Source organism: Cryobacterium sp. Hz7, assembly GCF_004402815.1.
Taxonomy (GTDB): domain Bacteria; phylum Actinomycetota; class Actinomycetes; order Actinomycetales; family Microbacteriaceae; genus Cryobacterium; species Cryobacterium sandaracinum.
This window is the reverse complement of the sequence record NZ_SOFB01000057.1, coordinates 72,477-97,626: the sequence shown is the minus strand read 5'-3', so window position 1 is coordinate 97,626 and position 25,150 is coordinate 72,477. Positions and strand designations below refer to the sequence as shown.

At 68.9% G+C, this 25,150-nt stretch carries 23 protein-coding genes and 1 pseudogene; 3 read left to right on the top strand and 21 right to left on the bottom strand.

What is annotated here, in order from left to right:
- Window positions 1-368: 368 nt before the first annotated feature.
- From E3N86_RS15445 to pyrR, 14 genes are all read right to left on the bottom strand, one after another.
- Window positions 369-1,817, bottom strand: coding sequence for an RsmB/NOP family class I SAM-dependent RNA methyltransferase (locus tag E3N86_RS15445; protein WP_134512252.1), 1,449 nt, complete (start codon window positions 1,815-1,817; stop codon window positions 369-371).
- Window positions 1,814-2,731 carry a methionyl-tRNA formyltransferase gene (gene fmt, locus E3N86_RS15440; protein WP_104100522.1) on the bottom strand — a complete coding sequence of 306 codons (918 nt, stop codon included), beginning with the start codon at window positions 2,729-2,731 and terminating at the stop codon, window positions 1,814-1,816. The genes E3N86_RS15445 and fmt overlap by 4 nt, the downstream gene beginning before the upstream one ends.
- Window positions 2,732-4,822: a primosomal protein N' gene (locus E3N86_RS15435; protein WP_134512251.1), complete on the bottom strand. Its 2,091-nt coding sequence runs from the start codon at window positions 4,820-4,822 to the stop codon at window positions 2,732-2,734. It lies immediately after the preceding gene.
- Window positions 4,823-4,841: 19 nt separating this feature from the next.
- Complete coding sequence (metK, locus tag E3N86_RS15430) at window positions 4,842-6,035, bottom strand: methionine adenosyltransferase (RefSeq protein WP_104100520.1); 1,194 nt, start codon at window positions 6,033-6,035, stop codon at window positions 4,842-4,844.
- A 173-nt stretch (window positions 6,036-6,208) separates the two neighbouring features.
- A complete protein-coding gene (coaBC, locus tag E3N86_RS15425) occupies window positions 6,209-7,423 on the bottom strand; it encodes a bifunctional phosphopantothenoylcysteine decarboxylase/phosphopantothenate--cysteine ligase CoaBC (protein WP_134512250.1) in 1,215 nt (404 codons plus the stop codon).
- Window positions 7,424-7,443: 20 nt separating this feature from the next.
- On the bottom strand, window positions 7,444-7,701 hold the full coding sequence (rpoZ, locus tag E3N86_RS15420; RefSeq protein WP_104100518.1) for a DNA-directed RNA polymerase subunit omega: 258 nt from the start codon (window positions 7,699-7,701) through the stop codon (window positions 7,444-7,446).
- Window positions 7,702-7,762: 61 nt separating this feature from the next.
- Window positions 7,763-8,683 (bottom strand): guanylate kinase, encoded by a 921-nt coding sequence (gene gmk / locus E3N86_RS15415; RefSeq protein ID WP_134512249.1) that lies wholly within the window; start codon window positions 8,681-8,683, stop codon window positions 7,763-7,765.
- Entirely contained in the window at window positions 8,676-9,590 is a 915-nt protein-coding gene (gene pyrF / locus E3N86_RS15410) for an orotidine-5'-phosphate decarboxylase (protein ID WP_174720170.1), read from the bottom strand. The genes gmk and pyrF overlap by 8 nt, the downstream gene beginning before the upstream one ends.
- Entirely contained in the window at window positions 9,587-12,874 is a 3,288-nt protein-coding gene (gene carB / locus E3N86_RS15405) for a carbamoyl-phosphate synthase large subunit (protein ID WP_134512248.1), read from the bottom strand. The genes pyrF and carB overlap by 4 nt, the downstream gene beginning before the upstream one ends.
- On the bottom strand, window positions 12,874-14,067 hold the full coding sequence (gene carA, locus E3N86_RS15400) for a glutamine-hydrolyzing carbamoyl-phosphate synthase small subunit (protein ID WP_174843028.1): 1,194 nt from the start codon (window positions 14,065-14,067) through the stop codon (window positions 12,874-12,876). The genes carB and carA overlap by 1 nt, the downstream gene beginning before the upstream one ends.
- Window positions 14,051-14,584: a hypothetical protein gene (locus tag E3N86_RS15395; protein ID WP_104194880.1), complete on the bottom strand. Its 534-nt coding sequence runs from the start codon at window positions 14,582-14,584 to the stop codon at window positions 14,051-14,053. Before E3N86_RS15395 ends, carA begins: the two co-directional genes overlap by 17 nt.
- Window positions 14,577-15,926, bottom strand: a complete 1,350-nt coding sequence (locus E3N86_RS15390) for a dihydroorotase (protein WP_134512247.1) — start codon at window positions 15,924-15,926, stop codon at window positions 14,577-14,579. The genes E3N86_RS15395 and E3N86_RS15390 overlap by 8 nt, the downstream gene beginning before the upstream one ends.
- The gene (locus E3N86_RS15385) at window positions 15,927-16,877 is read right to left on the bottom strand and encodes an aspartate carbamoyltransferase catalytic subunit (RefSeq protein ID WP_104171013.1); all 951 of its coding nucleotides are present in this window, start codon (window positions 16,875-16,877) and stop codon (window positions 15,927-15,929) included. It lies immediately after the preceding gene.
- Window positions 16,877-17,443: a bifunctional pyr operon transcriptional regulator/uracil phosphoribosyltransferase PyrR gene (gene pyrR, locus E3N86_RS15380; RefSeq protein WP_134371539.1), complete on the bottom strand. Its 567-nt coding sequence runs from the start codon at window positions 17,441-17,443 to the stop codon at window positions 16,877-16,879. The genes E3N86_RS15385 and pyrR overlap by 1 nt, the downstream gene beginning before the upstream one ends.
- Window positions 17,444-17,679: 236 nt before the next feature.
- Here pyrR and E3N86_RS16950 point away from each other — a divergent pair, with 236 nt between their 5' ends.
- Entirely contained in the window at window positions 17,680-17,823 is a 144-nt protein-coding gene (locus E3N86_RS16950) for a hypothetical protein (RefSeq protein ID WP_166785112.1), read from the top strand.
- 17 nt (window positions 17,824-17,840) lie between these two features.
- Here the strand turns inward: E3N86_RS16950 and E3N86_RS15375 are convergent, their stop codons facing one another.
- From E3N86_RS15375 to cyoE, 5 genes are all read right to left on the bottom strand, one after another.
- On the bottom strand, window positions 17,841-18,830 hold the full coding sequence (locus tag E3N86_RS15375) for a DUF4190 domain-containing protein (protein ID WP_134371537.1): 990 nt from the start codon (window positions 18,828-18,830) through the stop codon (window positions 17,841-17,843).
- Window positions 18,831-18,855: 25 nt separating this feature from the next.
- Window positions 18,856-19,275 carry a transcription antitermination factor NusB gene (gene nusB / locus E3N86_RS15370; protein ID WP_134371535.1) on the bottom strand — a complete coding sequence of 140 codons (420 nt, stop codon included), beginning with the start codon at window positions 19,273-19,275 and terminating at the stop codon, window positions 18,856-18,858.
- Window positions 19,275-19,835: an elongation factor P gene (gene efp, locus E3N86_RS15365; protein ID WP_104100509.1), complete on the bottom strand. Its 561-nt coding sequence runs from the start codon at window positions 19,833-19,835 to the stop codon at window positions 19,275-19,277. Before efp ends, nusB begins: the two co-directional genes overlap by 1 nt.
- Window positions 19,836-19,945: 110 nt before the next feature.
- Entirely contained in the window at window positions 19,946-20,395 is a 450-nt protein-coding gene (locus E3N86_RS15360; protein ID WP_104100508.1) for a type II 3-dehydroquinate dehydratase, read from the bottom strand.
- Between the two features lie 46 nt (window positions 20,396-20,441).
- Window positions 20,442-21,392, bottom strand: coding sequence for a heme o synthase (cyoE, locus tag E3N86_RS15355; protein WP_166784712.1), 951 nt, complete (start codon window positions 21,390-21,392; stop codon window positions 20,442-20,444).
- A 185-nt stretch (window positions 21,393-21,577) separates the two neighbouring features.
- On the opposite strand from cyoE, the gene E3N86_RS15350 reads away from it, so the two are divergent.
- Together E3N86_RS15350 and lepB are read left to right on the top strand one after the other, a co-directional pair.
- Entirely contained in the window at window positions 21,578-21,754 is a 177-nt protein-coding gene (locus E3N86_RS15350) for a DUF1508 domain-containing protein (protein WP_134512246.1), read from the top strand.
- A 128-nt stretch (window positions 21,755-21,882) separates the two neighbouring features.
- A complete protein-coding gene (gene lepB / locus E3N86_RS15345; RefSeq protein WP_134371533.1) occupies window positions 21,883-22,617 on the top strand; it encodes a signal peptidase I in 735 nt (244 codons plus the stop codon).
- Between the two features lie 443 nt (window positions 22,618-23,060).
- Here the strand turns inward: lepB and E3N86_RS15340 are convergent, their stop codons facing one another.
- Together E3N86_RS15340 and E3N86_RS17560 are read right to left on the bottom strand one after the other, a co-directional pair.
- Window positions 23,061-23,561 carry a histidine phosphatase family protein gene (locus E3N86_RS15340; protein WP_134420611.1) on the bottom strand — a complete coding sequence of 167 codons (501 nt, stop codon included), beginning with the start codon at window positions 23,559-23,561 and terminating at the stop codon, window positions 23,061-23,063.
- 515 nt (window positions 23,562-24,076) lie between these two features.
- Window positions 24,077-25,126 (bottom strand): annotated as a pseudogene (locus tag E3N86_RS17560) (aldehyde dehydrogenase family protein); the annotation flags it as partial.
- Between the last annotated feature and the right edge of the window lie 24 nt (window positions 25,127-25,150).

The window sequence follows — 25,150 nt, the reverse complement described above, 5'->3', positions numbered from 1 at the left end:
GACGCATCCACCGGTTGCCGTCGGGCGGGCCGGACACTCGCCCCGCCCGCGCAAGAACCGCTGCGCATTCGTGAGTGTCGTGGTCAACTCAGGAGATCCCACCGGCCGGGTTGGATATCTACTCCGGTGCCGCACTGATTCGCGGCACCGGTGAACGCGCGGGACGGATGTCCTGCCTTAGCCACACGCGCGGGCTCGGCCGGGCCATGCTCACGGAAGAACCAGGGGAGCCAGAATCTCCGTCAGATTGGGTCGAGGCCGGGGCCCGAATGCGCCGGGCCCGAATGCGCCGGGCCCGAATGCGCCGGGCCCGAATGCGCCGGGTCCGGGTGCGCCGGGTCCGGGTGCGCCGGGTCCGGGTGCGCGGGCTACTCCGTGCGCTCGAGCAGGGTGATGAACATAGCGTCAGTGCCGTGCCGATGCGGCCACAGTTGCACGCTGCCCCCGTCGCCGGGCAGGTCGAGCTCGGAGCTGCTCAGCCCCTGCAGCACGGATGCCGTGTCGAGAGTGCGCACACGGCCCTCCCATCTCTTGAGCGCGGTAGCCACGATCCCGCGGGTCTCCGCGATGTGCGGTGAGCAGGTGACGTAGGCCAGCACCCCGCCCGGCTTGAGCGCGCCAAGGGCCGCGTGGATCAGCCCGGACTGCAGATCGGAGAGCTCGGCGACGTCCTTGGGCTGCTTGCGCCAGCGGGCCTCCGGGCGCCGACGTAGCGCGCCGAGCCCGGTGCAGGGAGCATCCAGCAGGATCCGGTCGAACTCCTTCGGATGATCGTCTCCGAACCGGGTGCCGTCCTCCTCCCAGACAGGCACCTCTCCGGGCACGGCGGCCAGCGCCTTACGCACGAGGGCGGCCCGAGCCGGGACGAGCTCGTTGGCGACGAGGCTGGCCCCGCCGGCCAGCGCCTCGGAGGCAAGGAGGGAGGCCTTGCCGCCGGGGCCCGCGCAGAGGTCGAGCCAACGCTCCCCCGGCGCCACCGGGCGGGCCCGACTGAGCGTGAGGGCCGCCAACTGGGATCCCTCGTCCTGCACTCGAAGGCGTCCGCCGCTGTCCTGCATCAGGTGCACGGGGTCGCCGCCGGCCAGCACAAAACCGATGGGCGAGAAGTCGTTGGCAACGCCGAGACCGTCGGTGTCTTCGGTGTTGCTGAGGCCGGGCAGAATGACCATGTTCACCTTGGGCGCGGCATTGTCGGCCGACAGCAGCTCCTCGAGCTCGGTCTCTCGGCCCTCGAGGCGCAGCGACTGCCGGAACGCCCGCACCACCCAGATCGGGTGTGAGTGCTCCGCGGCAAGGCGGTCATCATCACTGGTGGCTTCGGTGAGCACGCGTTCGCGCCACTCGTCGGCGCTGGAGCGGGAGATGGTGCGCAGCACCCCGTTGGTGAAACCGGTGGTGGCGCGGGAGCCCACCTGACGGGCGAGTTCGACGGACTCGTTCACGGCGGCGTGGGTGGCCACCCGGGTGGCGAGCAACTGGTGCGCACCAAGACGTAGCACGTCCAGGATGGCCGGGTCGATCACGGTGACGGGCCGACCGGCCGCGTCGGCGATCACCCGGTCGTAGAAGCCCTGCATACGCAGGGTGCCGTAGGTCAGCTCGGTGGCCAATGCGGCATCCGCGGTGCTGAGCGCCGCCCGCTTGATGCGGCCGGGCAGCAGCAGGTTCGCGTAGGCGTCTGATTCCCGCACGGCGGCGATGACCTCGTAGGCCACCCGCCGGGCCGGCTGCACGAAGTCGGTCTGCGGGCGCTCCAGGCCGCGGCCGCCCTGAGCACGGACGTCGTTCTTTCGCCCCTGGCGACGGTCGTCGCTCATGAGGCGACAACCTCCGTCCAATTCACTCCGCGCCACCAGTCGATTGCCTTCATCTGTGTCTTTCCGGCCGGTTGCACGGTGACCAGCTCGAGTGGCTCGGTCCCCGTTCCAATCAGCACTTTCTTGTCGATCTCACGGATCAGGCCGGCCGGTTGCGGCTCGGATCCCTGGGTCAGGGCAACGCCCTGGAGTTTGAGGCGGGCGTCGCCGAGCACCGTGAACGCGCCCGGCTCCGGGGTGACCCCGCGCACCCGGTTGCGCACCGAGACGGCCGGTTCGGACCAGTCGATACGGGCATCCGCAAGAGTCAGCTTGGGGGCCAGGGTGACCGGACCGGACTGCGGGGTCGCCTGGACGCCGCCGGCTTCGAGGGCGTCGATCACCTGCAGCAGCAGGCGCGCGCCGCTGTCGCTGAGCGCCCGCAACAGGCTGCCCGCGGTGTCGTCCTCGACGATCGCCCGCGTCAGTTGCGCGAACACGGCGCCCGCGTCGAGTTCCGGAACCAGCTGGAATACGGCGGCACCAGTCTGCTCGTCGCCGGCCATGAGTGCGCGTTGCACGGGAGCGGCACCGCGCCAGCGCGGGAGCAGGGAGAAGTGCAGGTTGATCCAGCCGAGCCGGGGCACCGACAGGAGCGGTTCACGCACGAGCCCGCCGTAGGCGACGATGACGCCGAGGTCGGGTCGCAGTGCGGCGATCTCCACGGTCGCGGCCTCGTCGAGGCGATTGGCCTTGATCACGTGCAGCCCGTTCTCGACGGCGGCTCGCGCGAGCGGCGAGGGGGTGAGCACGCGTTTGCGGCCGAACGGGGCATCCGCCCGGGTGATCACGGCCGCGAGGTCGTGGTGGGACTGAGCCAGGGCGCCCAGGCTGGGCACGGCCGCCTGCGGCGTGCCGGCGAAGACGAGTTTCATTTAGAGCAGCTCCGGGTCGTCGAATCGTACTTTGAGTGTAGGCGCGGGGCGGAAGGCCGCCCCCTTCGGGCGCCGGCGGCGGGCGGCATTGCGCACGACCGCGGCCTTGAGCGCACGGGCCACGGCGTCACCGCTGGCGTAGGGCAGCCGCACGATCGCACGCACCAGGGGGTCCTCCGTGGTGACCGGGCCGAGTACATCGACGCCGTCCATCCCGGCCAGCTCTGCCAGGGCCAGGGCGACGTCGGCGTCGGTGCCGGTGACGGATGCAGCACGCACCGCGGGCGGGAATCGCAGTTGGCGGCGATCGGCCAGTTCCGACGCGGCGAGCATCTCGGGCTGCCAGGAGTTCAGCGCCCGGGCGACGAGCCCGCCCACGCCGACCAGGACCACAGCAGCACCTGGGGCCGCCAGGGATGCGGCGTTGGACCACCAGCGCAGGCAGTCCTCCCCGACCCGCAGGGATTCCCGGGCGAGCATCCGTTCGCCGTCGAGCAGCAGGATGGCTCGGTATCCACCCGTCGGGATGGGCTCCGCGCCGCGGGTGGCGATCACCAGGGCCGGGGCGTCGCCGAGGTGCTGCAGCGGATGGTCGCCGTCGGCGACGACAATGCGCGCGCCGGGGAACGCCCGGCCGAGTTCTTCGGCGGTTCGCCCGGTGCCGAGGGTGACGACCCGCAGGGCGCGCCCCTCGCAGTGCGTGCAGCTCCAGTTGGCGGCCAGCGCCCCGCACCAGCGACACGACGGGGTGGAGTCCTTGGAGGCCAAAGCGAGCGGCCCCTGACAGGTGGTGCAGCGGGCGGCCTTCTTGCAACTCTGGCAGGCGAGCATCGGGGCGTAGCCGGGGCTGGCCACCTGCACCAGCACGGGGCCGTGGGCCAGCGCCTCCTTGGCGGCCCGCCACGCGGCCGTCGGGATGCGCGCGGCGCGGGCCTGCTGGTCGGGCTCGGACTGGAAGTCGGTAGGGATGATCCGCGGATGCCGGTTCTGCGCGGGGTGCACCGCAGTGAGCCAGCCCATCTCGACCAGGCGCTGCACCTCGACGGTGCGGGTATGGCCGAGGAAGACGAGGGCGCAGCCGGACTGGCCCTGGCGCACGAGCGCGGCGTCGCGGGAGTGCGCGTAGGGGCTGAGCGGTTCGCCGTGCAGCGGGTCGCCGTCGTCGAAGAGCGCGATCAGACCGAGGTCGTGGGCCGGCGCGTAGACGGCCGACCGATTGCCGAGCACGATCCGGGGTTCCGGGGCAAGGGCGGCCAGGAAGGCCCGATAGCGTTCCGGGTTGGGCTGGCGTGCATCGACGCGGCTGACCGAGTCGGCCGGGGCCAGCAGGTCGAGGGCGGCCTGAAGCTGGTCCTGGTCGCGGTAGTCCGGCACGACGAGGATGGCGCTCCGCCCGGCGGCCAGGCCGGCCACCGCGAGCTCGGCCAGGGTGATCGCCCACTTCCCGATGGTCTGCCCGTCCGGCAGCCGTTGCAGCTCGGGCACCGCGGCCACGCAGAGGCGCGCCCCCGTGGCGACGGCCGTGTCGAGGGTGCCGGCCGGGTAATCGGCACAGGCCGGCCCGGCGGGGGTGGCGGGGTCGGCCACATCGCCAGGCTCGGCCACGGTGGCAACACCGGCCGTCCCGTCGGCCGGGGCGGAAGCATCCGCTGTTCGCGCCGCCAGCCAGGTTTTCTCCACCCGGACCTGGCGCGGGGGCACGGCGAGACGGATGATGTCGCTCGCGTTCCCCGAGGCCCGGTCGGCGACCCGACGGGCGAGCTCCCAGACCTCGGGGGTGAGCACCTGGGCGGCGGAGACCACGCTCTCGATCGGGCTGAGCGCGCCCCGGAATTCGGTGCCAGCCTCGAGACCCGGCAGCGCCTCCGGGCCTGCGGCCGGTCCGACCGCACCGCGCCCCTCGGCCGCACCCAACACCTCGATCAGGTATCCGTCGGCGACGCGACCGGCCGAGCGCAGCGGCACCCGCACGCGCACGCCGGGCCGGGCGATGCCGGCGAGCTCATCGGGAATGCTGTAATCGAACAGGTGGTCGAGCTGCGGCAGCGGCGAGTCGATGAGCACCCGGGCCACGAGGCCGGAGCGGGTCATCGGCGCCGCGCCTGCCCGGTCACAGTCCGGCAGCGCTTCTCAGCTCGTCGACCCGGTCGAGGCGCTCCCAGGTGAAGTCGGGAAGCTCGCGGCCGAAGTGGCCGTAGACGGCGGTCTGCGCGTAGATCGGGCGCAGCAGGTCAAGGGAATGGATGATCGCGGCCGGGCGCAGGTCGAAGACCGCGCGGATCGCCGCGGTGATGTCCCGGTCGGCCATCACCCCGGTGCCGAAGGTCTCCACGTAAAGTCCGACGGGCGAGGCCTTGCCGATGGCGTAGGCCACCTGAATCTCGAGACGGTCAGCCAGCCCGGCGGCCACGGCGTTCTTGGCCACCCAGCGCATCGCGTACGCTGCGGAGCGGTCGACCTTCGACGGGTCCTTGCCGCTGAACGCGCCCCCGCCGTGCCGGCTGGAACCGCCGTAGGTGTCGATGATGATCTTGCGCCCGGTGAGGCCGGCGTCGCCCTGAGGGCCGCCGATCTCGAACCGCCCGGTCGGGTTGATCAGCGTATTCAGTTCAGACGAGTCCAGTTCCACGCGGTCGAGCACCGGGCGGATGACGAGTTCCTCGACCTCCGCACGCAGCTGCTCGTTGGACACCTTCGGCGAGTGCTGGGTCGACAGCACGACGGTCTCGACCGAGCGCGGCGTGATGCCGTCGTAGCCGATGGTGACCTGGGTCTTGCCGTCGGGCCGGAGGTAGTCGAGTTCGCCGGACTTGCGCACCTCGGCGAGGCGTTCGGCGAGGCGGTGTGCGATCCAGATCGGGATCGGCATCAGCTGGGGGGTCTCCCGGGTGGCGTATCCGAACATGATGCCCTGGTCGCCGGCGCCCTGGCGGTCGAAGTCCTCGACACTGGACTCTTCCCGACGCTCGAAGGCGTTGTCCACGCCCTGCGCGATGTCGGGCGACTGGCCGCCGATGGAGATCTCCACGCCGCAGGAGCGGCCGTCGAACCAGACGTCCGAAGAGTCGTAGCCGATATCGGTGATGCACTTGCGCACGATTGAGGGGATCTCGACGTAGGCCTCGGTGCTGACCTCGCCGGCGACGTGAACGAGCCCGGTGGTGACGAGGGTCTCGACGGCGACCCGGCTGTGCGGGTCTTCCGTCAGGAGCGCATCCAGAATGCTGTCGGAGATCTGGTCGCAGATCTTGTCGGGGTGACCTTCGGTTACCGACTCCGAAGTGAAAAGGCGTAGATCGCGCATCTTGCCCGTCTCTGTTGCAGAACAACGTGTAGAAGAAATGAACGTGAAAAATTCTCCGCTGAGACCGGGCCGAGCCGACCGGGCACCCGGTCGTGCCGGTCGGGAAGCGCCGGAGACCCTGCCCTTGCCGGCGACGGCGACGGCAACCCAGGTGACCGGATGCCCGAGCGGTCTCAGCCGATCAGGTCAAGGATGCGCCCGGCCACCGACATTTTGGTTCCGGAGACCTCACACACTATATCTCCGTCGTGATCGAGCACCGTGATCGCGTTACGGTCCGAGGCGAAACCCTCCGCCCAGCCCACGCGGTTGACCACCAGGAAGTCGCAGCCCTTGCGCGCCATTTTCTCGCGGCCGAGTACAAGCAGGCGAACCGGATCCGGCTCCGTCTCCGCGGCGAACCCGATCAGTACCTGGCCCGTGCGCTTCGTCCGGGCGAGCCCGGCGAGGATATCGGGGTTACGGGTCAGTTCGAGCAGCAGGGTGTCGCCGGTCTCGTCTTTCTTGATCTTGCCGGCGCTCACCTGCACCGGCCGGTAGTCGGCGACCGCGGCCGCCATGATCACGGCGTCGGCCCCGGCGGAGGCATCCGTGACGGCCGCCTCGAGCTCGAGCGCGGTGCCCACGAGCCGCAGTTCCACCGCTGTTGGTGCGGCAACCTCGAGATTCGCGGCGATCAGGGTCACGGACGCACCCCGAGCCAGGGCGGCCTGCGCCAGGGCGACCCCCTGCTTACCGCTGGAACGGTTGCCGAGGAAGCGCACGGGGTCGAGGGGCTCGCGAGTGCCGCCAGCGGTGATCACGACGTGCTTGCCGACCAGGTCGGCCCCTGGCCCATCGGTGCGGTCGGCCAAGGCAAGGGCGGCGAGGGCCGCGGCGACGATGGTGTCGGGCTCTTCCATCCGGCCGGCTCCGGCGTCGGCGCCGGTGAGCTGGCCGACCCCAGGCCCGACGACGATGACGCCGCGGGCGCGGAGGGTGGCCACATTGGCGACCGTGGCCGCGTTGTTCCACATCTCCGTGTGCATCGCCGGGGCGATCACGAGCGGGGCGGTGCTGGCCAGGATGGTGTTGCCGAGCAGGTCGTCGGCGAGGCCGGCGGCGAGCTTCGCGATGGTGTTCGCGGTGGCCGGGGCCACGACGATCAGGTCGGCGGATTGGCCAATGGCCACGTGCCGCACCTCGGCGACGCCCTCATAGAGATCCGTGTGCACGGGGTTGCGGGAGATAGCCTCGAGGGTGGGCTTGCCGACGAATCGCAGCGCCGCCGGCGTCGCCACGACGTGCACGCAGTCCCCCCGCAACACGAAAGCGCGCACGACGTTCACGGCCTTGTAGGCAGCAATGCCGCCGGTTATCCCGACGACGATCGTGCGACCTGACGACATCCTGCGCGCTTGTGGGTGCGTTACTCGGCGATGGGGCGGGAGGTGAGCTTGTCTTCGTTGATCTCGCGGAGGGCGACGGACAGCGGCTTGTCGTCGACGGTCGAGTCGACGAGCGGGCCGACATTGTCGAACAGGCTGCCTTCGTGCAGGTCCGCATAGTAGTCGTTGATCTGACGCGCGCGCTTGGAGGCGAAGACCACGAGGGCGTACTTGGAGTCGGCCTTGGTGAGCAGGTCGTCGATGGGCGGGTCAATGATGCCAGTGAGCTTGGTAGCCATTGGTGTCACTCCTTCAGAGCGGTTTGTGCTGCGGGACGCGCAGAATCACGGAAAACGGGCGCTACGGCAGCAACGGCGCCGTACGCAGATCCATCAAGTCTACGACCTCGCGCGCCGCTTCGCCCACGTCGTGGTTTACGACCCGATAATCGAACTCCCCCTGGGCGGCCAATTCGAGTTTGGCCGTCTCGAGCCGGCGGGCCTGTTCGGCGGGCGCCTCGGTGTCCCGGCCGATCAGCCGGCGCACCAGTTCGTCCCAGCTCGGCGGAAGCAGGAAGACCAGTCTGGCCTCCGGCATGGCCCGGCGAACGGCCCGGGCTCCTTGGATGTCGATCTCGAGGAGCACGCTGTGACCCTCGTTCAAGGCCTCCGTGACTGGACCCCGCGGGGTGCCGTAGCGGTGCGCGTTGTGCACGGTCGCCCACTCGAGCAGGTCGCCGGCCGCGACCATCCGGTCGAATTCGGCGTCGTCGACGAAGAAGTAGCTCACGCCCGCGGTCTCGCCTGGGCGAGGTGCCCGGGTCGTGGCCGACACCGACAGGTGCACGCCCGGGTGATGCTGACGGATGTGCGCCGCGACGGTTCCCTTGCCGACCGCGGTGGGACCGGCCAGCACGACAAGCTTCGCGGAGGAATCGCCGCGCCTCGCGACGGTGCGCGTGGTGAGAAAATCTCGCAACCGATCGCGTTGGTGCTTGCCCAGCCCCCCCAATCGCTTCGACGGCGAGATCTCGAGCCTCCCCATGATTCGGTGCATCTTGGTGACGCCGATCGCCGGAATGCTGATCAGGAACTCGGTCACCCGCAGGCGCCCTTCGACGCCGTCCGGGCTCTCGGTCGCGGCGGACAACACGTCGAGCGCGCTACGTTTTCCCTGCGCAATCTGGCTTTTAACTGCGGCGCGTGCGCGGCGAGCCGCCACGGCGGCGCGCGAGGCGGCAACCCGATCGACGTCGGGTGGGGTGGGGCGATTCTCAGCCACGGGCAGCTCCTGCTTCAACTACTCGGCGCGCAATCGCTTGTTTGATTCGGTCGGGGCCGACCTCTAGAACGCTGCGCGATTCACTCACGATAACGCCTTCCGCGTACCCCCCGTACAAGTTCTTCAGATCGGCGACCTGCGCGCCCTGGTGGCCGAAGCCGGGAGCGAGGATGGGGGTGAGACCGCGGGCGGGCGCCACGGAGAGGTCCAGTCCGAACGTGGCCAGGTCCAGTGTGGCGCCGAGCACCACCCCGACCGAGCCGAGCGAGGAAGCCCCGGACCTGGCATTCCGCTCGGTCACGGCGCCGAAGACGGATTGGGCGACGCTTTGGCCGGTCTGATTCCCCTCGGCGATCACGGCCCGCTGAAGCGCCGCCGCCTCGGGGTTCGAGGTGGCAGCCAGCACGAAGATCCCCTTGCCGGTCTGGGCTGCAAGGCGGAACACCGGTTCCAGCGACCCGACGCCCATATACGCGTTCACGGTGATGGCGTCGACCTCCAGGGGGGACTCCTCGCTCAGCCAGGCCTGGCCGTACGCCTCCACGCTGGTACCGAGGTCGCCGCGCTTGACGTCCGCGATCGTGAGCAGTCCGGCGGCGCGGGCATCCGCCAGCACCCGTTCCAGGGCGAGGTACCCGGCGGAGCCGAAACGCTCGTAGAAGGCCACCTGGGGCTTCACCAGGCCGACCTGGCCGGCAGCGGCGGCCACGACCTGGCGGCCGAAAGACTCCGCCCCGGCGGCCGTGTCCGGCAGACCCCAGTCGGTCAGGAGCCAGGTGTGCGGGTCGATGCCGACGCAGACTTGTCCCCGGACCGAGAAGACATCACCCAGCCGGTCGCCGAAGGCGGCCGGTGCGGCCGGGCCGACCGCTGCGGTCGACCCGTCCTGTTCGTGCGCGCGGCTCACAGGGCCGCCGTCCGGGTGAGGGCGTAGTCCTGCAGCGAGGTCACCTCGAAGCCGCCGCGAATCGCGTCGATCGAGGCCACTGCGGCGCTCAACTCGGCGATGGTGGTGAACAGCGGCAGGTCCGCGGCGACCGCGGCCGCGCGGATCTCGTAGCCGTCGGCTCGGGCGGTGCGACCGCCGGGGGTGTTGATGACGATCTGCACCTCTTCGCGGCGGATCAGTTCCACGATCGACACGTCCGCCTCGTCGGCCTTCTCACTGAACTTGGTGACGATGGCGGCGCGGATGCCGTTGCGTTGCAGAACTTCGGCGGTCCCCTCCGTGGCGGTGATCGAGTAGCCGAGCTGCTGGAGGCGCAGCATGGGCAGGATGATCGCGCGCTTGTCCCGGTCGGAGACCGACACGAACACGGTGCCGGTGAGCGGGATTCCGCCGTAGGCGGCGAGCTGGCTCTTGGCGAAGGCCCGCGGGAAGTCGCGGTCGATGCCCATGACCTCACCGGTTGAGCGCATCTCCGGGCCGAGCACGGAGTCCACGACGAGACCCTCGGGCGTGCGGAACCGGTTGAACGGCAGCACGGCTTCCTTCACGGCGACCGGAGCATCCATCGGCACCCGCGAGCCGTCGATCAGAGGTAGCTTGCCCGCGGCCTTGAGTTCGGCGATGGTCTTGCCGACCATGATCAGCGCGGCGGCCTTGGCCAAGGTGATGCCAAGGGCCTTGGCCACGAACGGTACCGTACGCGAGGCGCGCGGGTTCGCTTCGAGCACGTAGAGCACGCCGGCGCCGATCGCGAACTGCACGTTGAGCAGGCCGCGCACGCCGATGCCGCGGGCGATGCCCAGCGTCGCCTCGCGCACGCGGTCGATCTCCGCACGGCCGAGGGTGACCGGAGGCAGGGTGCAGCTCGAGTCGCCGGAGTGGATCCCGGCCTCCTCGATATGCTCCATCACGCCGCCGATGTAGAGCTCGGTGCCGTCGTAGATGGCGTCCACGTCGATCTCGATGGCGTCGTCGAGAAACCGGTCCACGAGCAGCGGATGCGACGGGCCGATGATGCCCTGTCCGGCCATCCGGTTGAAGTAGTCGGCCAACGCTGCGGAGTCGTAGACGATCTCCATGCCGCGGCCGCCGAGCACGTAGCTCGGGCGCACGAGCACGGGATAGCCGATCTCCTCGGCAACGACCACAGCGCCGGCGTAGTCGGTGGCGACGCCGTTGCGGGGGGCGAGCAGGCCGGCCTGGTCGAGGATGCCGGAGAAAAGTCCGCGCTCCTCGGCCAGGTCGATGGCCTCCGGGGTGGTGCCGAGTATCGGGATGCCCTCGGCCTCGAGGCCCTTGGCGAGGCCGAGCGCGGTCTGGCCTCCCAGCTGCACGACCACGCCGACGAGCTCGCCGCTCTGGCTTTCTGCGTGAATGACCTCGAGCACGTCCTCGAGGGTGAGCGGCTCGAAGTAGAGCCGGTCGGAGGTGTCGTAGTCGGTCGAGACCGTCTCCGGGTTGCAGTTGATCATGATGGTCTCGTAGCCAGCCTCGGAGAGGGCAAACGAGGCGTGCACGCAGGAGTAGTCGAACTCGACGCCCTGGCCGATGCGGTTCGGGCCGGAGCCGATGATGACGACCTTTTTGCGGTCACTGGGCACGACCTCGGTCTCCTGGTCGTAGCTGGAGTAGTGGTACGGCGTGAGTGCGGGGAACTCCCCCGCGCACGTGTCGACGGTCTTGAAGACCGGGCGCACGCCGAGGATGTGGCGCACCGTGCGCACATCCGCTTCGCCGAAGCCGCGAAGCTCGCCGATCTGGGCGTCGGAGAAGCCGTGGTCTTTGGCGGTGCGGAGGATGTCTGTGTCGAGGCGCTCGGCGGCGGCGATCTCGTCCGCGATCTCGTTGATCAGCACGATCTGGTCGATGAACCACGGGTCGATCTTGGTGGCGTCGAAAACCTGCTCGGTGGTGGCACCCTTGCGGAGCGCCTGCTGCACGGTGACGATCCGGCCGTCGGTGGGTACTTCGGCGACCGTGAGCAACTCGTCGACCGTGCGGGTCTCGGGTCCCCAGTGGAACGACGAACCGCGCTTCTCGAGCGAGCGGAGCGCCTTCTGCAGCGCGGAGGCGTAACTGCGGCCGATGGCCATCGCCTCGCCCACGGACTTCATGGTGGTGGTCAGGCGCTGGTCGGCGGCGGGAAACTTCTCGAACGCGAACCGGGGCACCTTGACCACGACGTAGTCGAGGGTGGGTTCGAAGCTGGCCGGGGTGACACCGGTGATGTCGTTCGGGATCTCGTCGAGCCGGTAGCCGAGCGCGAGCTTCGCGGCGATTTTGGCGATCGGGAAGCCCGTCGCCTTGCTCGCCAGGGCGGAGGAGCGGGACACGCGCGGGTTCATCTCGATCACGATGATGCGACCGTCGGCCGGGTTGATCGCGAACTGGATGTTGCAGCCGCCGGTGTCCACTCCCACGGCGCGGATGATGTCGATGCTGATGTCGCGCAACTTCTGGTACTCACGGTCGGTCAGGGTCAGCGCCGGGGCGACGGTGATCGAGTCGCCGGTGTGTACGCCGACCGGGTCGACGTTCTCGATCGAGCACACGACGACCGTGTTGTCGGCCGTGTCGCGCATCATCTCGAGCTCGAATTCCTTCCAGCCGAGGATGGATTCCTCGAGCAGGACCTCGCTGGTGGGGCTCTGGTGCAGCCCGTCGCCGACGATGCGGCGCAGTTCCGGCTCGGTGTAGGCGAAGCCGGAGCCGAGGCCGCCCATGGTGAAGGAGGGGCGCACGACGAGCGGGTAGCCGAGGTCCTCGGCGAAGCCGACGGCCTCCTCGACCGTGTGGGCGATGTAGGACCGGGCGACGCCGGCGCCCGTGTCCAGCACCAGTTGCTTGAAGATCTGGCGGTCCTCACCCTTCTGGATGGCGTCGAAGGAGGCACCGATGAGTTCGACGTCGTACCTGGCCAGGATGCCGCGCTCGTGAAGCTGGATGGCGGCGTTCAGCGCTGTCTGCCCGCCGAGGGTCGGCAGAATCGCGTCGGGGCGTTCCTTGGCGATGATCGTCTCGAGGATCTCCGGGGTGATCGGCTCGATGTAGGTGGCGTCGGCGAAGTCGGGGTCGGTCATGATCGTGGCCGGGTTGGAGTTGACCAGGATGACCCTGACCCCCTCGGCCCGCAGCACCCGGCAGGCCTGAGTTCCGGAATAGTCGAACTCGCAGGCCTGGCCGATCACGATCGGACCCGATCCGATGACGAGAACGCTGTTGATGTCGTCGCGCTTGGGCATTACTTGGCGTCTCCTGCTCCGGTGGCCGCACGATGCGCGATCACCACATCCCTGAACCGATCGAAAAGGTACTCGGCGTCGTGTGGGCCGGCCGCCGACTCCGGGTGGTACTGCACCGAGAAAGCGGGGATATCGAGGCAGCGGATGCCCTCGACCACCTGGTCGTTGAGGCTGTAGTGGCTCACCTCCACCCGGCCGAAGCCGGTGCGGGACTCATGCACTCCCTCGATGGGCATGTCCACGGCGAACCCGTGGTTCTGCGAGGTGATTTCCACCCGGCCGGTGGTCTTGTCGAGCACGGGCTGGTTGATTCCCCGGTGCCCGAAGGGCAGCTTGTAGGTGCGGAAGCCGAGGGCGCGGCCGAGCAGCTGGTTGCCGAAGCAAATCCCGAAGTAGGGCACACCGGCTCGCAGCACCTCCTGTAGGAGGTTCACGTGTAGGTCGGAGGCTGCCGGGTCGCCGGGGCCGTTGGAGAAGAACAGGGCCGACGGGGTGAGGGACAGCACGTGCTCGGCGGTGACCGACTGGGGCAGCACCAGCACCTCGAAGCCGCGCGCGGCGAGGTGGCCCAGGGTGGAGGTCTTGACCCCGAGGTCGAGCACGGCGACCGAGCCGATGCGCTCGCCCTGCGCGGGCACCGAGAACGGTTCGACCGTGGAGACCTCATCGGACAGGTTGCGGCCACGCATGCCGGCGCCGGCACGCACCAGCTCGAGCTGCTCGCCATCGGAGAGGCCGAAACGGTCGCCGGAGAAGATCCCGCTCTTCATGGCCCCGGACGAGCGGATGTGACGGGTGATCGCACGCGTGTCGACACCGCTGATCCCGACCACTCCCCCGCCCGTCAGGTCGTCATCGAGGCTGCGGGTGGACCGGAAGTTGGAGGCCATGCGGGCAGGCTCGCGCACGACGAAGCCGGAGACCCAGATGCGGCGGGATTCCATGTCCTCGTCGTTGGCACCCGTGTTGCCGATGTGCGGCGCCGTCATCAGCACGATCTGCCCGGCGTAGGACGGGTCGGTGAGGGTCTCCTGGTAGCCGGTCATGCCGGTGGCGAAGACGATCTCGCCGAGGGTCTGCCCCACGCTGCCGTAGGAACGGCCTTCGTAGCGGCGGCCGTCCTCGAGTACGAGCACGGCAGGAGTCGGTCGGTCGGGGGTCGTTGCGTTGCTCACGCTACGCCTCGCTTTCATCGCGCGCGGCCGGGCGCCGGGCGTCGGCCGCAATGGTTCGAATGGCGTCGTTCACGCTGACGCGGTCGGATGGGTCAAGGATTCGGAAATAGCTGTCGACGATCTGTCTGTCGGCGCCGGGCAGCCGCCAGCCGAGCAGCAGCAGGCCGTCGGTCTCGACGGCGCGGTCGATTGCCACGGTGGCGTCTTCCAGCACGGCGATGGCCGAGGCAGGGATGAACACCGCCTCCTCGCCGGCCAGGGCCAGGATCAGACCCGCGTCGGTCACGGTCAGGCGGGCCCGGGCCCGGAAACCCAGGCCAGGGATGTTCAGGCGTTCGAGCGGCTGGGCGCGGAGGGTCGTGGCGACGTAGAACACGGCGGCGGAGGCCAGCTCTAGTGCCGCGTCGACGGGCAGCGGGTAGCCGGCCGGCAGGGCGGCGTCCCGGCGGCTGCGGCCCCGCCAGCTGCGCAGCATGAGGCCGAGCAGGCCGAGCAGCACGGCGACGGTGATGACGGTGGCGATGGTCCTAGCCATGGGTTCGCTCCTCGAGTGCCGCGATCTCGTCGGCGGGCTGCAGCGCACCGTCCAGAACCGTGGCGTAGCCCCGGTGGAATGTGGCCAGCACCCGACCCGGCAGGGTCATCGCCAGGTAGGGCGAGTTGGCGCTCCTGCCGGCCAGGTTGCCGCGCTCGAAGACGCGGCTCGCGGCGGGATCGTAGAGGGTGAGCTCGGCGGGAGCCCCGACGAGCAGACCCTGGCCCTGGCCGGCGAGCCGGCCGATCCGGGCGGGGCTGCTGGAAAGCACGCGAGCGATGTCCGTCCAGTCGAGCAGCCCGGTGTTGACGACGGCCGCGTGCACCACGGAGAGGGCGGATTCGAGGCCGACCATGCCGTTCGCCGCGGCGTCCCACTCGCAGTCCTTCGCCTCGACCGGGTGCGGGGCGTGGTCGGTGGCGACGATGTCGATGGTGCCGTCGGCGAGGCCGGCGCGCAGGGCTTCGACGTCTTCGCGGCGGCGGAGCGGCGGGTTGACTTTGAACCGGGCGTCGTAGCCGACGACCAGGTCCTCGGTGAGCAGCAGGTGGTGCGGGGTGGCCTCGGCGGTCACCTGGATGCCGCGGGCCTTGGCCCAGCGGATGACGTCGACCGAGCCGGCCGTCGACACGTGGCACACGTGCAGACGCGACCCGACGTGCTCGGCGAGCAGCACATCGCGGGCGATGATCGACTCCTCGGCGACCGCGGGCCAGCCGACCATCCCGAGTTCGCTTGAGAGTGCCCCCTCGTTCATCTGCGCCTTCTCGGTCAGGCGCGGTTCCTGGGAGTGCTGGGCGACAACGCCGTCGAACGCCTTCACGTACTCGAGGGCCCGGCGCATCAACAGCGGGTCGGAGACGCAGAAGCCGTCGTCGGAGAAGACCCGAACCCGGGCACGACTGGTGGCCATGGCGCCCAGTTCGGCCAGGCGCTCCCCCGCAAGCCCGACGGTGACGGCGCCGATCGGCTGCACGGTGACATAGCCGGCGCGCTCACCGAGGGCGAGAACCTGGTCGACGACGCCGGCGGTGTCCTGCACGGGCGAGGTGTTGGCCATCGCAAACACGCTGGTGAAGCCGCCCACGGCCGCGGCCTGACTGCCGGTCAGGATGGTTTCACTCTGTTCGAAGCCCGGTTCGCGCAGGTGCGTGTGCAGGTCGACCAGGCCGGGCAGAGCGATCAGGCCGGCCGCGTCGACGACGGTTGCGCCGGCACCAGAAAGCCCGGAACCGATCTCCACAATCTTGCCGTCGGCGAGGATAAGGTCAGCGCGGGTGCCGTCCGCGAGTGTCGCACCTCGAATCAGGTACGGCGTGCTGGCCGCGCTGTCGCTGGACATCTATGAATCCTCCCGATCGCCGGACAACAGCAGGTACAGTGCCGCCATCCGCACTGAAACCCCGTTTGCGACCTGTTCGCGCACGGTTGAGCCGGCCGAATCGGCCGCCGCTGAAGATATTTCCAAGCCGCGATTCATGGGGCCGGGGTGCATCACAATGGTAGTCGGGGCCAGACGGCCGAAGCGCTCATCGTCCAGGCCCCAGCGGCGCGAGTACTCGCGGCTGTTCGGGAAGAAAGCGGCGTCCATGCGTTCCTGCTGGATGCGCAGCATCATCACCACGTCGGGCCCGGCGTCGATGGCCGCGTCCAGGTCGAAGCCCGACTCGGCCGGCCAACCGCTCATGTCCATCGGCAGCAGGGTGGGCGGAGCGATCAGGCTCACGTGCGCGCCGAGCGTGGTGAGCAGCCAGAGGTTCGAGCGGGCCACCCGGGAGTGCAGGATGTCACCGACGATGGTGACCGTGACGCCGTCCAGGCCCCGACCGCGCGCGGCACCCTGGTGCAGCCGACGACGGATGGTGAACGCGTCCAGCAGCGCCTGGGTCGGATGCTCATGGGTGCCGTCGCCCGCGTTGATGATGCCGGCGTCGATCCAGCCGCTTTCGGCCAGCACGTGGGGTGCCCCGGAGGCCGGATGGCGGATGACGACCCCGTCGGCACCCATCGCGGCGAGGGTTTGAGCGGTGTCCTTGAGGCTTTCGCCCTTCGACACGCTCGAGCCCTTGGCACTGAAGTTGATCACGTCCGCGCTCAGCCGTTTCGCGGCGGCCTCGAAGGAGATCCGGGTCCGCGTCGAATCCTCGAAGAACAGGTTGACCACGGTCTTGCCGCGCAGGGTGGGCAGCTTCTTCACCTCGCGGTTGGCGACATCAGCCATGTCCTCGGCGATGTCGAGCAGCAGGATCGCCTCGTCGCGACTCATGCCCTTGGTCGAGAGGAGGTGCCTCATCACGCGACCCCCTCGTCAGCGCCTTCGAGGGGTCCGCCGTCGATGCTGACGAACTCGTCGCCGTCGACCTCGAGCAGGTGCAGGTTGATGCGTTCCGCGGTGGAGCTGGGCAGGTTCTTGCCCACGAAGTCGGCCCGGATCGGCAGTTCGCGGTGGCCGCGGTCCACGAGCACGGCCAGGCGCACGACGGTCGGCCGCCCGTGGTCGCCGAGTGCGTCGAGGGCGGCGCGGATGGTGCGGCCCGAGTAGAGCACATCGTCGACGAGCACCACCGTGACGCCGTCGACGCTGCCGGGCACCAGGGTGCGGGTCGGCGTGCGGGTGCGGGTGTGGCCGAGGTCATCGCGGTACATGGTGACGTCGAGGGAGCCGACCCGGACATCCGTCGCCGTGGGCTCGATGCGCGCGATGGTCTCGGCGATGCGCCGGGCCAGAACGACCCCGCGAGTGGGGATGCCGAGGATCACAAGGTTCTCGGCGCCTCGATTGGACTCCAGGATCTCGTGGGAGATCCGAGTCAACGCTCGAGCGATATCAGCCTGGTTCAACACGGTGCGTGCCATCAACCCGACCTCCTTCCCCGCCTCACCGGACGGCTGTTAAAGGATGTCATTTCCGGGTTTTACACTAGCACCCGACGCGGGCTCCCTCGTGCTGGGCCTAACCGCCCCCAGGGGCGCCGAAGTGGCTGCCGACCTTGATTGGTTGCCGGCCCCAGGCGAGGGAGGACGACGCCAGGTCGCCCCATGGCAGCGAGAAGAACATCGAGAGGTCCCCGGGCCCATCCCCGTCCGCGTCCGAGGTGAGCGCCCCGGCCGTCAGCAGCCAGCGGTGGGCATTCACGGACCTCGACGTCACCCTGCAGCTGCAGGGCACCACCCCTATGCGCCCGGCCTGGCCATCCTTCATCGCCGGCACCGTTGCCGGCATCACGGTCTCCACCTGAGACCTTCGCGGCTGAGCTCAGCCGACCGAGTTGCTACTGAGGAAGTCCAGGAATTCCGCCGGGTCGGTCAGTCCGCCGTCGTAGACCCTGCCGTTGACGAGCACGGTCGGCGTGCCCCGGATCCGGGTGATCTCGGCATCCGCAATCACGCCGTTCAGGGCTTGCTCGGTGTTGGCCCGGGACCAGGCCTGGTACTCGCCGGCCGCGAGGCAGTCGTCGATGTCGACGGGGTTGTCGACGAGGGCCGCAAGCTCCGGATCGCCGAGTCCCACGGTGTTCTCGGCGGGCTGGTTCGCGAACAGGGCCGCCTGGTAGGCGAGCAGGTTCTCCGGGTTGAGGGTGGCCTGGCAGGTAAGCGCGGCGGATGCCCTGGTCGAGTAGGACGTTCCCTGCGAGACCCGGTCGAGGAAAGTGAGCGAGTGCAGCCGCAGGGTGATGGTCCCGTCAGAGGCGAGGGCAGCCAGCTCGCCGCCGTTCGTCTCCTCGAACTGCCGGCAGTACGGGCACATCGGGTCGAAGTAGACGTCGACGAGCGCGGCGCCGGTGCCGACCGACAGGTAGCCGTCGTCGAAGTGGGCCGCACCGACGGTGCCGGTGGGCAGGGCTTCCTGCGACGCATCCCCGTTCGCCTCATCCGCCTGCGGCTCGCTCGTGGACGAACTCCACGGCTGGTCGCCCACGGCTCCGTTCACGGCCGCCGCGATGAGCGGAATCACGGTCGCGGTGACGACGAGGGCGATCACGAGCGCCAGGGTGGTGGCGGCGATGCCCACGTAGCCGAGAACGAGCCCGGTGATCGCCAGACCTCGGCCGCCCTCATGGGTGCGCCTGATCTGCCCCAGGGCGAGGTGCCCGGTGATCACGGCCGCCAGGGACACGAAGAACGCCGACACCAGGGAGATGATCGCCAGTGTGTTCGTCTTCGGCGCCGCCGGGAAGGGCGACTGTCCGTAGGCCGGCGGATACGGCTCCGGGGCGCGGGGCGGTGCGGGCTCGGTGTTGGTCATGCGTTCCCCCCCCTGGCAGAACGGATTACGCGGATGGTGCGGTCTGGGCGATGCGCCCGAGGAGTCCGTTCACGAATCCGGCCGAGTCATCCGTCGACAGGATTTTGGCGGCCTCGACCGCCTCGTCGATGGCGACAGCGTGCGGGACGGCGTCGTTGAAGAGGATCTCCCAGATGCCGATGCGCAGGATGGCGCGGTCGAGGACGGGCATGCGAGTCAGCGTCCAGCCCTGCGAGTACGTCTCGATGAGTTCGTCGATCTCCTCGCGGTGATCCACGACGCCGTCGATGATGTCCCGGGCGTAGAGCCAGGAGGCCATCCGGGCCGGCTCGCTCGCGGCGCGCTGCGCCTCGAGGGCGAGCGACTCCGGGATGGTGCTCTGCCGCACGTCTGCGGCATAGAGGATGTCGATCGCACGCTTGCGCGCCTTGGTCCGAGCGCTCACTAGTTGACGCGGCCCAGGTAGTCCCCGGTGCGGGTGTCGACCTTGACTCGGGTGCCCTGCTCGAGGAACAGGGGAACCTGGATCTGGAAGCCCGTTTCGACGGTGGCGGGCTTGGTGCCGCCGGTTGAGCGGTCGCCCTGAAGGCCCGGCTCGGTGTAGGTGATTTCGAGAACGACGGAGGCCGGCAGCTCGACGTAGAGGGGGTTGCCGTTGTGCAGGGCGATCGTCACGTTCTGGTTCTCGAGCATGAAGTTGACGGCGTCGCCCACAACGACGGCCGGCACGTGCAGCTGATCGAAATCGGACACGTCCATGAAGACGTAGGAGTCGCCGTCCGCGTACAGGTACTGGAAGTCCTGGCGGTCGACGTTCTCGGTCTCGATCTTCGCGCCGGCGTTGAAGGTGCGGTCGACGGTCTTGCCCGTCACGACGTTCTTCAGCTTGGTGCGGACGAAGGCGCCGCCCTTGCCCGGCTTGACGTGCTGGAAATCGGTGACTGCCCACAGCTGGCCATCGATGTTGAGCACGACGCCATTCCGGATATCGGCGGTTGATGCCATGAAAATGTGTTCCGTTCACTGGGTTCAATTAGAAAGGTGCGCGGCCGATTCGGCCATCATCGAGTGTAGTTGCCCGCAGCCCGCGCACCAAAGGCGCGAGACCCGGCCGGTCAGGCGGTCGCCGGCACCGACCTCGCGATGAAGTCCAGGGCCAGACGGTAGGAATCGAAGCCGAACCCGGCGATCACCCCGGTGGCCACGGCGCTGACGACGCTCGTGTGGCGGAACGTTTCCCGGGCGTGCGGGTTGGACAGGTGCACCTCGACCAGGGTGACGCCGGCCTTCGTCACGAGAGCGGCGGCATCCCGCAGCGCGTAGCTGTAGTGCGTGAACGCCGCCGGGTTCAGGATGACGGGGATGCGCTCGTCGACGGCCTCGTACAGCCAGTGGATGAGCTCGGCCTCGTCATCCGTCTGGCGCACGTCGACCGTCGTCCCCGCCGGGGCGGCCCGCGTCAGCATCGCGCGCAGCTGATCGAGATCGGCCGACCCGTAAACGTCGGGTTCGCGACTGCCGAGCCGCCCCAGGTTCGGGCCGTTCAGAACGAGAACTGTACTCATTCCCACAGCCTAAGGGAGTACGCGGGCGCCGAAGGCCAGGGCAGGATCAGGGCAGGATCGGCCCGACCGAGATCATCACGCAGTACACCAGGATCATCACAAGCGAGTAGCGGAACATCCGCCTGGCCCAGGCGGCGGGATCGGCGGCGCGCAGGCCGATGACACCCAGCCAGATCCAGTAAGCGCCGAGCACGCCCATGACCGCCGTATAGACGTAGCCCACGTAGCCGAATACCGACAAGAGGAGGGTGGAGACAACGAATCCGACCGTGTAGACGAGGATCTGAACTGTGGTGTTCGGGACGCCCCGCACCACGGAAATGACGGGCACGCCGGCACGGGCGTATTCGTCGTGGCGGTAGATGGCGATGGAGTAGAACTCGGGCATCTGCCAGAGGAACACGGCCAGGAAGGCGAGCACGGCTGCGATGTCGATGGCGCCGGTGACGGCGACGTAGCCGGCCAGAATGGGCGCTGCGCCCGAGACGCTGCCGACCAGGGTGCCGTGGATCGACATGCGCTTGGACAGCATGCCGTAGAGCACGACATAGACGAGGAAGCCGACCAGGCCGACGGCGACGACGAGCCAGTTCGTCCAGGCGATGAGCGTCGCCATGCCGAAAACGAACAGCAGGCTTGAGAAGGTGACCGCGTTCCGCACGCCGATGCGGCCGGTGACCGTGGCCCGCTTCTTCGTGCGTTCCATCACCGTGTCGATGTCGCGGTCGAGTACGTTGTTGAGCACGGTGGCCGAAGCAATCACGAGCGTGGTGCCCAGGCAGAGAGCCGCGAACAGGAAAAGATCCACCTGGCCCCGGGCCGCGAGTAGAAAGCCCGCCGCGGCTGTCAACGCGTTGCCGTAGAGAACGCCGGGTTTGGTCAGGGAGTAGTACAGCGTGACCGTGTCACGGATGCCCGTGCCGTCGGCCCGGCCGGCGAGAGCCCCGTCGGTGCCGTCCACCCGATTGCGAACGAAGAATGGTACGCGCGCAGTCATGCGGAAAGGGGTCCCATCGGGTCGTCGGTCGTGATCAATCATATGCCGCCGAATCTGTGCACGACCCGTGCCGGCCGACATCACACTGGCGCGCGTCGCGGCGCCTCTATCCGGCGCTGATCGAGGGCGGTAGGGTGTCGAAGCCGGTCGTTTGGTCGGCGCCAGGCCAAGAACAAGGGTGTGACATGGCCGGAAGATTCACCATCTATCGGGACCAGTCGGGCCGCTACCGATTCTGTTCCTCCGCGGACAACGGGCAGAGCATCCCGTCGCCGGAGACCTATTGCACGGAGGACGAGGCCCGGAAAATGGTTGACTCTCTGCGCTCCAACGTCAGCCCACGCAGCCGCCGCACGCATTGAGGCCAGCGCCTGTCTCCGAACCGTCATCCCCGTGGCGACAGGGGTGCAACCGCGTTCTGCTCATTCTGGCCTTGCAGTCGCCCTGCATCGGTCGAATTGGCCCACCACGCGTCACGTCAGGGGAGAAATTGACAGACCACGAAAGCGCGGGTCGTCGGCCCCGCGCCGCCTGGCGAGGATCTGCGTCGGGTAGCGCCAACGCCCGCACACCACGGAGGCGTCGCGTCCTCCGAAACCTCCTCGTCATCCTGGCCAGCGCCCTGGTCGTCTCGTTTCTGACCGAGGCCTTCCTGATCCGCACGTTCTACATCCCGACCGGATCGATGCAGGACACCCTGCAGATCGACGACCGCATTATCGTGAACGAGCTCGTCCCCGACGTCGTCGACATCGATCGCGGCGACATCGTCGTTTTCAGGGATCCCGGCGGATGGCTCGGTCCGGTCGCTCCGGCCCCGATCGAGGCAGGGAACACCGTTGTCGACGGCATCCAGTGGCTCGCCGCTGAGGCCGGCCTCCGGGTTCCGGATTCCGATGACCACCTCGTGAAACGCGTCATCGGCCTCCCCGGCGATGATGTGGCCTGTTGCGACACGGCGGGCAGCACCACCGTCAACGGCGAGCCGATCACCGAGCCCTACCTCAAGCTGCCGCCCGGGGCCATCCGAACGTCGGAGTACGACTTTTCCGTGACCGTGCCGGCCGGCGGTCTCTGGGTCGAGGGCGACAACCGTTACAACTCGGCGGACAGCCGGCTGCACACAGACACACCCGGCAACGGATTCGTGCCCGTCTCCCATGTGGTCGGCCGGGCGTTCGTGATCAACTGGCCGCTCAGCCACTGGTCCTGGCTCGGCGGCTGACCCGCCGCCCCGACACCGCCCCCGCCGTTCCCGTTCCCGCCCCCGCCCCAATACCAGACCCCCAGTCTCGGGCGAATTCGACGGAGATTTTGGCCCCACGCGTCCCAAACCGGCCAAACCGTGCCAGATTGCGCAAAATCTCCGTCGAATTCGTTCGTTCCATTCGGTCGCGCTGCGTGGGACTACGTCGGCGAAAAAGCGCCCTCTGGCCAGCGTCGCACAAGCCGGATACGACGAGACGACGAGTCAAAAGCAGATGCCAGCGCTGGCACCCTCGAGTGCCTCCCGGCGCGAGAGCACCGGCATCCGTTGGCGCGCTCCCCAGCGCTTCCCGACGCTCCGCAACGCCCTGGGGCATCGTGGCGTGCCCCGCGGCCTGACCACGGGATCGGTTGCCGCCGCGGTCGTCCTCTTTCTCGGCGCGATCAGGCAGCCCTGCGCCGCTAGCGAGGAGGCGCGTTCACCCTGGGCGGCCGGCCCTGGGCCAGGAGGGCCGCCGGGGACTCTCCGGCGGACGACCAGGGACCCTCCCAGCCGATCACGGCGAAAGCCGAGGTCGGCAGGGACACGGTCGTGCCGGCGAGAGCGGTGGCCAGATCCTCGAGGCCGGGATTGTGGCCCACCAGGACGACGGTGTGCATGGTGCCCGGCAGCGCCCGAACAATGCTCTGCAGTTCGCCGGCCGAGGTGGCATACACCGCATGTTCGACACGGATCGGCGGAGTGCTCTCGAACTCGGCCGCCACGAGGTCCCAGGTGGCCCGCGCGCGCTCCGCCGGTGACACGACCGCGAGATCGATGCGGTAGCCGCTGTGGGACAGCCACGCTCCGGTGAGCGGCGCCTGCCGCACCCCACGTTTTGCCAGCGGCCGGTCGACGTCGGCCTGGCCGCCCGCCCAGTCCGACTTGGCGTGCCGCAACAGGATCAGGGTGCGTTCAGGCATCGCCCGGCCCCGCGCCCACCCGGCCGGCAACACAGACGTTGACACTTTCCAATCGCTCATCGCTGATCATCATCCTGTCAGTCTGCCACTGCATCCACGACGGTGGCCGGGAGTTCGCAGACGCCCTCGTCGTGGGCGACGAACATGCCCGTGATGCGCACCACTTTGCCGAAGGATTCGGCGAGTTCCCGGGCCCAGGCCTGGTCGGGCGCGGTTAGCGCCGCGGTGCCCGGTCGCTCGAGGGTGAGGATGACGCTGCCGCACGGGCCGTGCTCGGACAGGAGCCGACCGACCGCCGCGGCCATGACGGCGGCACCGCCGGGTTTCGGACGGAGCGGGATGTCGTCGACGGGAATCAGCAGGGGAATCTGCCGCCCGCAGGCGTCGAGCAGCATGAACCAGAGCTGGCGGCTAATCGCGTGGCCGACGAGGTCGGCCACCCGGTCTCGCGCCTGCTCGGTCGTGGTCACTGGGGCAGCGTCTTCGACGCGCAGAGGGGTTGTCATGCCACCCAGACTGGACGCGCGGACATCCGTCGCGGTCCCCGTCCACAAGGCCGGGCTCGGGAGGGAGCGGTGGAGGAGAGTGAACTCGACGGCGTCGCTCAGGGAGTCATCGTAGATCGGCTTCTGCAGCACCGCCCGGCTGGGCGCGGTGCACACCTCGCCCTGGTTGAACGCGAAGAGCACGAACCCTTCCAGGGCCTTGTCGTAGAACGCATCCTTCTCCTGGGCGACGTCGCCGAAGAAGATGTTGTTGGGGCTCTTTCTGCCGAGCTTCATGGTCGACGGGATGATATTGGAGCTCGCGTACTGCATGTTCCGACGCCCGGTCGAGGTCTCTCCCATGAACGCGATCTTGCGGATACGGTTGGACGACGCGAGCGGCTTGCCGGCCTCGATGCCGAAACCGTTGACGACGTTGAGCACTCCCGTCGGCAGCACATCGCCGATCAGTTCGATCAGCACGAGGATCGACACCGGGGTCTGATCGGCCGGCTTTAGCACGATCGCGTTGCCGGCGGCCAGGGCCGGGGCCAGCTTCCAGACGGCCATCAGGAGTGGGAAGTCCCACGGGATGATCTGCCCGACGACGCCGAGCGGCTCGTGGAACTGGTCGGAGACCATGTCGCCGCCCAGCTCGGCGTGGTCGCCATCCTAGGCGCGGATGGCGGCAGCGAAATAGCGGAAGTCGTCGGAACAGAGCGGGATGTCCGCGTTCAACGTCTCGCGCACCGGCTTGCCGTTCTCCCAGGTCTCGTCGACCGAGAGCAGGTCGAGGTTCGCACCGATGATGTCGGCGATCTTGTTGAGCACGGCCGCGCGCTCGGTCGACGAGGTCTTGCCCAACACCGGCGCTGCACTATGCGCGGCGTCCAGGGCCAGTTCGATATCCTCCGCGGTGCCGCGGGCCACCTCGGCGAACGGCTTCCCGTTGACGGGTGAGATGTCTTCGAAGTACTGGCCCCTGACGGGCTTGACCCACTCGCCGCCGATCCAGTTCTCGTAGCGGGGCTTGAAGGTGACGAGGGCGCCCGGTGTTCCGGGGTTGGAATAGACGGTCATGATGTCTCCTCGTCGACGACGTCG